Source organism: Streptomyces regalis (genome assembly GCF_001509475.1).
Taxonomy (GTDB): Bacteria; Actinomycetota; Actinomycetes; order Streptomycetales; family Streptomycetaceae; genus Streptomyces; species Streptomyces regalis.
On the sequence record NZ_LLZG01000085.1, the window covers coordinates 1 to 11,983 of the forward strand.

Annotated in this window: 9 protein-coding genes; 1 reads left to right on the plus strand and 8 read right to left on the minus strand. The window is 65.4% G+C overall.

All coding sequences use genetic code 11. The features are described 5' to 3' along the window. Nucleotides 1–182 precede the first annotated feature (182 nt). The gene (locus ADL12_RS14115) at nt 183–818 is read left to right on the plus strand and encodes a hypothetical protein (protein ID WP_159053165.1); all 636 of its coding nucleotides are present in this window, start codon (nt 183–185) and stop codon (nt 816–818) included. A gap of 214 nt (nt 819–1,032) precedes the next feature. Here the strand turns inward: ADL12_RS14115 and ADL12_RS14120 are convergent, their stop codons facing one another. From ADL12_RS14120 to ADL12_RS14150, 8 genes are all read right to left on the minus strand, one after another. After that, on the minus strand, nt 1,033–2,265 hold the full coding sequence (locus tag ADL12_RS14120; protein ID WP_062702201.1) for a hypothetical protein: 1,233 nt from the start codon (nt 2,263–2,265) through the stop codon (nt 1,033–1,035). Nucleotides 2,266–2,940: 675 nt separating this feature from the next. Beyond that, nucleotides 2,941–3,594, minus strand: a complete 654-nt coding sequence (locus ADL12_RS53955; protein ID WP_159053166.1) for a hypothetical protein — start codon at nt 3,592–3,594, stop codon at nt 2,941–2,943. Then, nucleotides 3,587–5,875, minus strand: a complete 2,289-nt coding sequence (locus tag ADL12_RS14125) for a hypothetical protein (protein WP_062702203.1) — start codon at nt 5,873–5,875, stop codon at nt 3,587–3,589. Before ADL12_RS14125 ends, ADL12_RS53955 begins: the two co-directional genes overlap by 8 nt. 11 nt (nt 5,876–5,886) lie before the next feature. After that, nucleotides 5,887–6,363: a hypothetical protein gene (locus tag ADL12_RS14130; RefSeq protein ID WP_062702204.1), complete on the minus strand. Its 477-nt coding sequence runs from the start codon at nt 6,361–6,363 to the stop codon at nt 5,887–5,889. 172 nt (nt 6,364–6,535) lie between these two features. Further along, nucleotides 6,536–7,777 carry a type VII secretion-associated serine protease mycosin gene (gene mycP / locus ADL12_RS14135; RefSeq protein WP_425265093.1) on the minus strand — a complete coding sequence of 414 codons (1,242 nt, stop codon included), beginning with the start codon at nt 7,775–7,777 and terminating at the stop codon, nt 6,536–6,538. A 1,824-nt stretch (nt 7,778–9,601) separates the two neighbouring features. Further along, complete coding sequence (locus tag ADL12_RS55555; protein ID WP_063806662.1) at nt 9,602–10,192, minus strand: hypothetical protein; 591 nt, start codon at nt 10,190–10,192, stop codon at nt 9,602–9,604. 377 nt (nt 10,193–10,569) lie between these two features. Next, on the minus strand, nt 10,570–10,764 hold the full coding sequence (locus ADL12_RS14145) for a hypothetical protein (RefSeq protein WP_062702209.1): 195 nt from the start codon (nt 10,762–10,764) through the stop codon (nt 10,570–10,572). Nucleotides 10,765–10,772: 8 nt separating this feature from the next. After that, a complete protein-coding gene (locus ADL12_RS14150; protein WP_062702211.1) occupies nt 10,773–11,624 on the minus strand; it encodes a helix-turn-helix domain-containing protein in 852 nt (283 codons plus the stop codon). Nucleotides 11,625–11,983 lie beyond the last annotated feature (359 nt).

Genomic DNA, 11,983 nt, shown 5'->3' on the forward strand with positions numbered 1-11,983 from the left:
TCCGAGATGGGCAGATCCGTTCCACCCCGCACCGCCATGACCTCTTGCTGCACGAGCTGCCGGTGGCACAGATCTGCCGACTCTTCCCAACGCGCCCCGCCCTCGTATCTGGTCGAAGTACCCGTGATCATTGAGTACGTTCACTCATGCCCGCGCGCCCCTCCCACAGCACGATGGCCTGCATGACACAGCGACACCACCGCCCCTCCTGGCTCCGGAACATCTGGAAGGCAACCGCCACAGGACTGCTCGTAACAGGGGTGGTGGACTGCGGCAGGCTCTGGTCCGGAGAGCCGTACCCCGTCGCGGACCCGGTCGCCACGTCCAACCGGCTGGACGGCTACACCCAGACCGCATACGACGCACTCGACCTGCCGAACGCCGAACTGGACAACGACTCGCCCGGAGCAGGCGCGGAGGCCCGCGGTGACGGCTGTCACTACCGCGGACTGCGCCACTTGGGCAAGCAGATCAGCGACAGCCCACCGGGTGTGCCGGGCGTGGTCAGCGTGCACACCGAGTGGGCGCTGAAGGGCGTACCCGAGGCTGAGGCGCTCGCCGCCATGCGACGCGCGCGGGAGGAACTGACCCGGCAGGGCTGGAGGGTCACGGACTCCATGAACAAGCCCTACTGGCGCTATCTCGTACTGAAGCCCTCAGGCTCTGACGACGAGGTTCGCATCTGGACATACCCGCGTGGACGGCTGAAGGTCGCCGCCTACGCCGATTGCGCCCGCTATCCCCCCGGCACCCGCCTCGACAACCTGGACGCCCCGGTGCTGCCCCGGCAGGTGGCGCCGACTCAGTTGCGTGGATGACCTGAGCGCCCAGCACCCGGGTCCGGAGTTGGGCCTTTCCACTCACCCCGGTCTGGGTATCGGTCCCCCTGTTCGACGTGGCCGGAGCATCCCTTCGGACGGCAGTTTCTTGCCGCGCTACGGCCGGCACCGGCACGGTACGGCGGATTCAGGTACACACCGTCGCCTCTGCGCCATGACGGACCATCCCGCCCGCCGGGAGGAGAGGCAGTGCTCAGGATCTACGGAAGTCCTTCGCGCCCGGGTATCTCACGTGGGTGCAGCCGCGCTGCTTGGTGATGTCGCCGACGTACGCGCGGAACAGGGAGGACAACGTCTGGGAGCTGAGCATGCTGTCGTAGAGGTAGCTGGAGCTGAGGGTGTGCAAGGCCTGCTTGCCGTCGCAGACCGAGGAGGCCCACCAGGCACCGCCGCCCTGCCCGGCCGTTCCGGTCGTGATGATCTCGTCCTCGCTGCCAAGGCGGTCGTATCCGACCGTGCGCGCCTCGGCCCCGAAGTACGAGACGGTGCGCAGCCACAGGGGCGAGTGGGTGCGTGCGCTGCGGGCGTAATCGCGTTTGTCATCGGGCAAGCCCTCGGCGATTTGCCCGACCTGGTCGGGGTTGACCGCCAGTAGGCAGCTCTCGACAGGGTTCGCGTCCCGGGCGGGTGTGGCGAGGAAACGGTCGGGCAGTTTGCCTTGCCCCTGGTGCTTGACGTGCTGGGCGAACCAGCGGCACGAACCGTCCGCCGACTGTGCGGGGCGAAGAGCGGACGCGGTGGGCAACGGGTGGTCGGGCAGGTCGGGCAGCCGAGTGCGGCAACCGATCCGGTCTGTGAGCCGGTCGGCAGCGGAGCGGGCGACCCGGGCGAGTCGCTGACGGTCTGCTGCGGAGACGTCCTCGTAGTCGGCGCGGGCAGTGATATGCAGCAGTGTCGGGGGGGCGACGCTGCTGCCGGGTCCACACTCGGCGCGGACGGTGGTGTACCAGTTGCCGTACCAGCCCAGGATGCCATCGCCCACTGGCTGAGGTTCGGGGCGCCGGTCGGCGACAGCGGTGAAGTCGGAGTTCTTGATGTCGTCACGGTCACTGCCAATGGAGCCGTAGAAGGGCTCCAGTTGGCTGTCATCACCGATCCAGTTCATCGGCTCGGAGCTGCTGCCCCTCACCACCAGCGTGAACAAGCCCTTCGTCTTTCCGGGGCCGGGCACCTCGTAGACAGTGCAAGAACTGGGCAACTCGCTCGCATCGAGCCGGTCGTCGTCACCAGGCTGCGCCCGGACCATCCCACCGCGCAGATCCATCACCGCGGCCGGCGACACGAGCCGATCGCACGCGGCGCTGATCTCACGCTCGCTGGAAGCACGGTCGCGGATGTCATCGACCGTCAGCCAGCCCGCGTACAGGCTGAGCCCGATTCCGCCCCACGCCGTCCCCCGCCACAGCCTGATCCACCCCGCGCGCACCGCACACCCCCGTATCTACCGGTCCGGCGCGAACATGGCCGCGCCAAGCACCGAGCGTAAGAGTTCGATCTCGAGTTCATCGACGCGGGGCAGGGGTTGAACCAGGATGTGGCCCGGTAACGGGTCGTGGCCATGAACCCCGGTTACCCGACCACACACGCTCGAAGTTTTCGCCACCAGCCGGAGCCAATGTCGGGCCGATGCCGGTGGTGCGGCGTTCCGGGGAACTCGAACAGCTTGCCGTAATCAGTGCAGCGGGCATCACAAGGAGCCACACCCGCGTGGGGCGGTCATGGGCGGAGAGTAGGGGGTGCGCGCCGGGAGGGGGCCCGCACACGGAGCCGGCCGGGGTCGGGCTTGGGCTGGGACCGAAGCATCGTCAAGGCGTCACGGGAGCAGAACAGCCGTGGGCTTTCGCCGAGCGGTCGGCGAAAGCCCTGAGTGCGGCACGTTCGTAAGCGAAATCCGGAGTGCTTGCGGTGTTCCTGCGGTTGTCGGCCCGATCGGCGGCGGCATGCACAGCGAAAGGGCAGGGCCATCGGAGCACTTGGTCGTAGTCCAGCTGACATCACCGCCGACATCGAACTGGTGCGGGGAGCTGTCGGCCGCGGAGCCGGAACCGCTCTCCCGCATCGCGAGCCGGGTGCGCCGCCGCGCGTCCGCCGTATGCCGGGCCTATACCTCAGGCGGCATCGTGAAACTGCCCGGAAGCCCAGCATTCGACTTGCAGGCGAGCAGGTCGGCAACAGCTCGACTTGATTCGTACACGATGCGAAGGGCGTCCTCCCGCGCCGCTTCCTCGGGTTCGGATGTCTCATACCTGCTACGGACTTCACCACGTACAAGCACGGTGGCTCCGGCGCCCGAAGCGAAATTCTTGCTAGAGCATTCGAAATAAAGCACGCCGACCTTTACACCAGCAAGAGCAGCTTTTGCCATGCTATATTTTTTAAAAATTGAGGCAACGTTACCCTCTTCTGGGAGCTTGTCAGCAAGTGCAAATCTGACCTGCACCGAGCCGAGCCCCTCTGACCCTTTATGTGCACCGCAGAAGTCGACCTCATCCCACTCGCTCGCCGTCCCGGTATCGTACAGAGCTACCAAATCATCGGCCGCCCCTTGCGGATTTCCGAGATACGCAACCTTCGCGGAATCGGGAATATCAGCGATACGCTTCATGGCCGCTTTGGCCTGCGCGCTCATGATCTTGTCGCAGGTCACCTCCGCAGCACTGGGTTTTACAGAACGCCCATCATTCGACTCCCCGCCTTGGCAACCGACCGTCAGGAAGATTGCAGCAATCGAGACCGCTGCTATCGCTCTAGGCATTGGGAAGCACACCTCGCTGGTTCTCTCCATTGGTTCCCTTCGCATGTCCAGTTTCCAGAGCCTCTTCCAAATCCTGACCGAAATCTCCATCATGCTCGATATGATGCATTTCCAAGAACCGACTCATCGGAGACATTGCGGCTCCACGACCGGCATCAAAAATCACCTTCCGCTGCTCCTGAATCGTGCTCGAGCTGTCCTGCTTCCCGGTCTCAGCACTGTCGCCCACCACAGCGCCGATCTGCTGTGTTAGAGCCCCTTGCCCGGCATCCATGAAGACCGGAATGAGCGTGCCCGCCACACCCACGGCCGCTACTGGGGGGAGAAACGCTGCGCCCGCAGCAATGGCCACACCTGAACCGAACTTGATCCATTCGGTCTTGGTCTGAAGGCTCTTGTTGTAAGCCTCATCCTTCGCCAACCCCTCGGCCTGAACCTGATCCGCTCTCGACTGATCGATGATTCCCTGGATCTCCGCGCCGGTGCGCACTATCTCTCGCGTGTGCGCCTCGTCAATACGGTCTCCGTGAACTTGGGCCTCCAGCCCGCTGGTCGCGTAGATCTGCTGGGCCACGGAGATTTCCGAGTACGCGTCCGGACGCTGCGCGATCGTGCTCAGGAACTTGATGGCGTTGCCCGATGCGTTCTCCCGCTCGAACTGCATATGCCCGTCGGGATCCTTTGGTGCGAACAGGCTGTCCGCCCTGTTGTCGTTCAGTGCCCAGTTCAGATCGTCGATGTAGCCAGCGCCCATGCGTCCGAGGCTGTCGGAGATTGGTTCGTTGACGTTCTCCGGATTGCCGTAGGTCACTACGACCTTTTCCATGATCGCAGCAGAGGTCGCGTCCCGTGACGGCGTGGGTGTCGGGTCGTCATACGCGTACCCCAGAGTGGCCGCTTCCAGAGCATGACCAAGAGCGTCCGGACCACCGTCACGAGCGTGCGCTGCATCATCACTGCCGGCGTGAGCGAGGCTGTCCGGCGGCCACTCGAATTCCTTCTTCGTCAGCTCGTCGTAGTAGTTGTAGTCGAGCTGGGCGTCCTTCTTTACGGTGCCGTCCTCGTTGTACACCGTCGGCTTCATGTCGTCGGAGAAGAACTGCTTTGCAGCTTCGGGACTGTGTCCGAGTCCCTCCAGCACGCTGGTGAGCGGGTCGTATCCCGCCCCGGCCTTCCCTGACGGGTTGTAACCCCAGTCGAGGTCGGATCCGGGGATGTCGGGCTTGCTGCTCATGAACCGATACGGGTCCTCGCGATGCAGCTGGACGACGTGCTCAGCGATGGGGTTGATGAACCGCGCGTCATAGTTGCCATAACGCAGGATTCCGCCCAAGACCTGATAGCCGTACGGTGCACTGCTGCCACCGGGATAGAGCTGGAGCTGCTGCGTGCCCAGCTTGCGGAACTCCGTCGCCCAGTTCCCCGGCAGGTGCGACTTGTTGTCGAGGTCGGTCGCCGAGGCCAGAGCCACACCCATGTTCCGCTGGAGCTGCCGGGCGAGGGCAAGCCGCTGCTTGTCGTCTCCGACCGTGCCGTCGAGCGACATGCGGCCGTAGAACTCCAGCGCCTCCTTCGGTCCGCCGAACGACTTGTAGAAGTCCGTGGAGAAGTCTGCATCCTTGGCGTTGAACCTCATGATGGAGTTCAACTCCATGTATTGCTTGTCGCTCATCTTCGGGCCGAGTTTGGCCAGTTCGGCAGCGCGCTCGGCTTGGGCGTCGTGGAGATTCTCGTACGACCTGTGACCGGCGTTGTGCTTGTCGCCACCGTGGCTCTTGCGCAGGGCGCGGGCGACCGACGCGTCGATCTCCGCGGCGTGGGCGAGGATCCGGTTGATCCGATTCTCCAGCTCCTGCTTGGCGTCGAGCTGTTCCTGGGTGCGTTCGTCGCTGTCGCCGCGGATGTGCCGAAAGAAGCAGCGGACCTTGCCCTCGCCGATGTCCTGGACGCTGATCCCGAGGTTCGGGGCGTCCGTTTCCACTGCGGTCCTGATCTGCTTCTGCAGTGAGACGAGTTCGGTGTGAGCGTCGGCGAGTACTTGGTGGATGCTGCTCGCCTCGGTGTGGAGGTCCGCGATCTCTTTCGTGGTCTTGGTGACGAAGCCCCGCGTGACGGTGGCGTCCAGCCCGGCCCACCGGGCTTGGTCGGACTTGGCCTGCATGCCCTTCCGAGCGTCCTCCGCCCGGGCCTTGAGGCCGTCGACGGTGTCCTTCCAGTCGGAGACCGCCGTGCCGAGCTTGCCGAGATCGACCTCGGACAGGTCCAGGTACGTGAAAGCCATCGCCGCGTCCCCTACTTGAAGTACTTGCTGATCTCGGACACGGGCACGGCAGAGCCGTCGTCACGGCTGATCACGGCCGCGACCTTTGCATCCTCCGACGCGTGCAGCTTCTTGCTGTAGTCGAGGTGGTTGGAGATATGCGCGCAGGCCTGGAGTACGGACTTGACCTGGGAGGTCCAGATCTCGACAGTCGTCTCCAGGGCGCCGCCCATCGCGAAATTGTGGGCCTTCAGGGTGGTGGCGGCCTGTGTCGTGGAACCGGCGCCTTCCTTGCTCGCGCCCGCGCCCGCGATATCCGCCTCCCTACGGAGGCCCTCGTAGAGGGTGAAGGCGTCATGGCCGACGGCACCGAGGTCGTCCTGGTTCACCACCAGGTCACCGCCTCCGCCACTCCCGCCACTCTCCGCAGGCAGCTGGTTAAGTTGCATCTGCGTCGAGCGGCGCTGCGCCGCCTCAGCTTTGAGTTGCTCCCACTCGTCCCAAGCCATTCCCCCGCACCCTCCTTGGTCCCCGTGACGCGACAGCCAGCAACGACTGGCCGCAGTGACCGCGCCCAGAGCTGCAACCTATCAACGTGCTGTTGCGATAGATCACTTGAACGACAGCACATGCATCAATGCTTCACGCTTGCACCGCCCGATTCACCCCTCTGGATCTGCCTTACTGCCCGATGAACGTCGTGTTGCGGCGCCGGGCGCGCACTACAGGGATGGCGAATGCAGCACCCAGCAGAGCGGCAGCACCTACACCCAGCGTGATCCAGAGAGCCGTGTCGCTGTCATCGTCGCGTGCGGGGACGGCGGCGGACTGCTTGTCTTCCTCGACCTCGTTTCCGGCGGGCTCAGAGGGCTTCGAAGACGGAGACATGGGCTCTGCGGCGGCAAGGTCCGGGAGAGGGTACTCGTCGGCCGGGCCGGGATCGCCTGGGGTCTTCAGGGCGATCCGGGGACGAACAACTCCGTAGCCGATGTGGTCGTTTCGCTTGGCGCCGCTTGTGGGGCCGGCGGCGGTGTTGAGCATGACCCGGAGGACCTGGTTGTTGGTCCAGTCAGGGTGCTTCGACCAGATGAGGGCTGCGCTGGCGGAGGCAAGGGCGGTGGCGCCACTTGTGCCATGGGCCTCGCACAGGCCTGTCTCGATGCCGCACGCGTGGACCAAATCGGTACCTGGAGCAGCCAGGTCCACCTGGGGGCCGTACTGGGATTCGGCGGTTTTTCGGAGGTCTTGGCCAACTGCTCCCACTCCGACGACCCCTGGAGTGGCAGCGGGGTATTCGACCGGGTTCCCTTCATCGCCGCTATTCCCCACGGCAGCAAATACCAGAGAGCCCTTATCAAGTGCGTACGAAACGGCATCGGTCAACTGCTTTGAGCCAGCTCGGGATCCCAAGGAGATGTTGATGACCCGCGCGCCCGAGTCGACTGCGTAGCGAATGGCAGAGCTGGCAGCTTGGTTGAACTCTTTCGTATGGCGGGGGGCGTTTAGGCCGTGATCTGGCATTCGGATAGGCAGAATCTTTACCCCGGGGGCGAGTCCGAAGGCTCCGTCCCCGCCACCGCTCCTTCCTGTTCCCGCAATCAAGCCGGCCATACCCGTGCCGTGACCGTCGTAGTCAGTGTGCTCATCACCCCGAGTCCCTACCGCCAAATCCCTCCCAAGAAGTACTTGACCCACCAGGTCGGGGTTCTTGTCATCGACCCCACTGTCGATAACCGCGACGGTGACTCCCTCGCCCTTGGTGGCCTTCCACATCTCCTCCGCCTTCATGGCGGTCAAGTGCCACTGCCGGGAACGGATGGACTCCGCGTGGGATGGCGTCGTGGCGATGCCCACCAGCAGGGCTGCCAGTACTCCCGGCAGCAGGGTCCTGTGAGCGAGACACTGCATTTTGCGGGTGGGCATGGGCATTTCTTTTGCGGTCCTTACGAGTTCAGTCCACGACGGGCGGTGTCGCGCGACGTACGCCCTGCTGCCAGGTCTCTTCGTCTTCAGTGAGGTAGTCGGGGCGCTCGCCTCGGCGATCCTCATGACGAGACTCCTCCGAGCGAGAGCCCGGCGGCGTGCCGCCACGTCCAACCGGTCCGGTACCGTGCTGCGGATCGCCTGCCCGTCGCACCGCGCCTGAGGCCGAGTGTCCGCCGCGCGCACCGTCCTGACCTGCAGGACTTGCAGGACGCCCGCTGCCGCCTGAGACACCATGTACCGCTCCTGAGCCGCCCGGGGTGAAGGGGCGCGCACTCCCCGTCCCAGCCTGCTGGGGACGGCCACCGACGATGCCGCCCGTTTCCGAGGCGAAACGGCGAGTACCCGGCCCACCGCCTGGCGCAGAGGGAGCCGTACCCCGCGCTGTGGCGGATCCGCCGGCACTGATGGGGCGGGCATTCACGCTCCCCGGCGTCTGCGGGCGACCACCAATGATGCCTTCGGGCTGCCCTGCGATGGGTCGGCTGCCCCCCATTCCGCCCTGGGCTGCCCCAGGCCTTCCCGTACCGACGGGCTGGCCTGCTGGGCCGCGGCCGTAGATACCTTCACCGCCGATCACTGTGCCCCGGGGGATACCGCCAGTGGCCCTCCCCGGAGACGGAGACACGGGCCTGCCGCCCGTGATGCCTCCTCCAGCGGTTGGACGCTGGGTGGAAGGCGCGGCACCAATGGGACCTTGCCCAGGGGCTACTGGAGGCCGGAATCCAGGGGAGGGGCGCCCTGTCCCCACTGAAGGGCCTGTTGGCCTTTGCGCACCTCCAGCCGCGGGCGGCACCATGCTCGGAGGTATCGCCGGATTCCCCTCTGGACGTCCTGTTGGACTCGGAGGGCCGCTGGCCGGACCCGATGGGGCGGCTGGCGCTGGGGGCAGAGTGGCAACGCTGTCGATCTCCACACCCGTGGGCGGGTGCGGACGTGTCGCTCCTACGGGCTGGGTCCCGGAGGCGCTGGCAGAGGTCTCCGGAGTCCGGGCTGACCGGCTCGCTCCATCCCCCGAACCGGTCGGGCCGCTTGCCTGCCCATTGGTGCTACTACCAGGTGCAGCCCCACCAACAGCACCATCTCGGGTCAGGCCCTGCAACTCCTCACGCTTGCCCTTGTCCGGCATCACAGCGTTGGGCGGCGGCGGAAACTTCGGCTTCTCCAACCCGTCCATCTGCTGCGCAGACAGCGTGTAAGACTCCCCGAGCTTCTTCATCTGCCGAGCAGCCTCTAGCCGCTCCGCCTCCCGCTTGGCCAAGACCGTCTGAATGTCCCGGGTCGAGTCACGGGCGACGGAAGCCGAATCCGGGTCCTTGGGCGTGGACCTCGCTGCTTCCAGATTCGCCTGCGCCGTCTTCAGGGTGGACTGGCCATACGACGTGTCCCGGGGGATCGAGGCCTGGACACTCGCGATCGTGCCGGCGGCCTCCTGGAGCCACTTCGACGCGCCCTCGCTGTAGTCCGCCAGCCGCAGCGTCGCGTTCGCGAGGTCTGCGCTCCAGGTGCGGAACGAATCAGCGCCCTCACCCTTCCAACTCACCCACTGCGGACGCGTCTTCAGCTCCTCGCCGACCTTCTTGATCTCCGCGCCCACCCGCAAGAGCTTGGCCGCGGCGATGATTACCGTGTTGGCGTCGGCCTGATCCAGCCAGGCGAGCATGTCCTCGTGACTCATGCTCTCGAACGGTGTCTTGCCACCGCCCCTGCCCTTGTCGCCCATCTCGTCTCCCCGTTATCCCCGTGATGCGTGAGTGGCCGTCATCAGAAGCCCGATGCGCCGGATGTGTCGCCGCTTCCGGAGGTATCGCCCGGCTTCGTGGTCGCTCCACCCGGCGTACCTGGAACCTGCGGCTCGTAGCTTCCGCCGTAGTGCTCGGTCGTGTCCTTGCTGATGGACAGCATGCGCTGGCGGACGTCCGCGTCCACGTTCTCGTAGCCCTTGTGCGAGGCCAGGACCGCGATGCTCATGCCCTCGATGGAGTCGGTGAGCAGCTTGGAGAGCTTCTCCAATTCCGAGATGACCGTCTCGTACGAGGTGAAGAGGTTGGTTGCCTCGGCCCAACCGCCGGAGCCACCACCGAAGTTGGCCCGCGCCATCGCGTCCTGTCCCACCTGCTTCGGGCCGGCCGGGCTTTCCTTCAGGTCCCGCAGGAGCGCGTCGATGCGGTCTCGGAACTTGGTGAAGGACTGCAGCTCGGTGATTACGTCACCGACAGTCGAAACGGCTGCCTGGAAGGCGCCCTCAACGCCGAACGCGGCTGCGCCCCACGATGCTGCTGCTCCGCCCAAATGGTCCGCCGCCCATGCGGCTGGGTCCGCCACAGGTGCGTCGATCGGCACGTCGTCCGCCACAGCATCCTCCCCGTTAGCCAAAGCGTCAGGTTTCACTTTAGCTACGGGTACTGACAATTCGCCTGCCCTCATTGCTCGCGCAAGTAAGTGCACAAGTGGGCAAGTTGGGCATAGTCGGTCGCAACTGAACGTCACGAATTCGTGACAGCCGCTCTCGTCGCCGGCGTCGTCGATGGCCGAAAAGCGGCGCCCATATGCGATGGCATCGCAGGGGCCGATGGGCCACGCGGCACCGAGGTGCGGTGAAACCGCCGATAACTCAAGGGCAGGGATTGCGTCCCGGCCAGGGGGACCGCATCCCTTTCAGCCTCAGTTTCGTGATGCGAACACCCGAGGATGTCACCGACAGCGTGTAGCGGCGATGGCAACGCAACGCCTCAGAGCAGGTGGTCCGCCTTCCCTGCCTTGATGTCGAGGATGAGTGTGCGGAGGGCTTCTCGGGTGTCCGTGAGGTAGGTGTCTTCGGCGCCGGCTATGGCAATGTAGGCGTTGCCGTCGGGGTCAGTGCCGAGGCGGAAGCAGTTGTTGCCCTCACCGCAGAACGGCTCTTCCCAGGCGATGCGATCGGTCACGACGTCTCCTACAGCTCACGGGCGATCTTGTGGATGACGTCACGCGATGCTGCCGGACTCATCGCTGCAGCGTCCATCCAGTCCAGATGCGCACGGTACTTCGTGAGCTGGGCCTCGGCATGGGTGAATTCCGGTCCGTGCGCCGAGTCCAGCTGCACGGTGTCGAGTTGGGGCACAGCCCCGTCCGCATAGAGCAGCGCATGCCCCGCGCCGGGGAACCCGCCCTTCGATGTGGGGATCACGCGGACTTCGATGTTCTCTCGTTCGGACTGGGAGGCCAGATGCTTGAGCTGCTCCCGGGTCGCGTCCGTACCGCCGTAGGGCATGCGCAGGGCTGCTTCGTGGACGTAAGCGATGTACGGACGTGGGTCCGGCCGTTCAAAGACCCGTTGGCGCTCCATGCGGTGTGCGACGCGCAGCTCGATCTCCAACCGACTCAGAGGCGGCAGCACGGCAGCGAAGACGGCGCGGGCGTAGTCCTCGGTCTGGAGCAGACCAGGGGCATGCATGACCTGAGCGGTACGGACGCGGGCGGCGTGCCACTCCAACTCGGCGATATCCAGGAGCCCTGAGGGCAGCGTCCCCCGGTGACGCTCCCACCATCCGCGCTCCCTTCCGGCCGCCATGGCCACCAGGGCGTCGACGTAACTCCCATCTGTGCAGGCGTAGTTGCAGGCCAGGGTGCGGATGCGCTCCGGCGAGAAGGGACGGATACCCGACTCCATGTTGGACAGCCGCGTCCTGTCGATCCCCAAAAGGCCCGCGGCGTACTCCGTGGTGGCGCCTGCCGCCAGCCGCATCTTGCGCAGCTCGGCACCCAGACGCTTCTGCCGTTCCGTCGGAGTGGTTCTGGTTGACATGGCGACAGTCTGCCTGTGCGGGGGCAGGCACGTCCAAGTCCTTAGGGGGTAATTATCTCCAACTCGATGGACACTGTGACTCCGCGGTCTCTACATTCAGTAATGCGAAAGCTACTCACGGCAGTTGGAAGCGCATCGCGCGAGCCTGCCCGCACCCTCAATCCCTGGGAGGGGTGGGCCGCGCCAGGGAGACAAGCCACCAACTGCCCTTCGTCCAAGCCGCCTCACCCGGAACGGAGACCCGCATGCCCGACCCTCAGCCCTGGGAGTGCCACCTCAAGCTCCCCAACGACCCCCGAGTCCTCTCGATCGCCCGCCACACCATCCGCACCGCACTCCTCGGATACGCCCACACACCC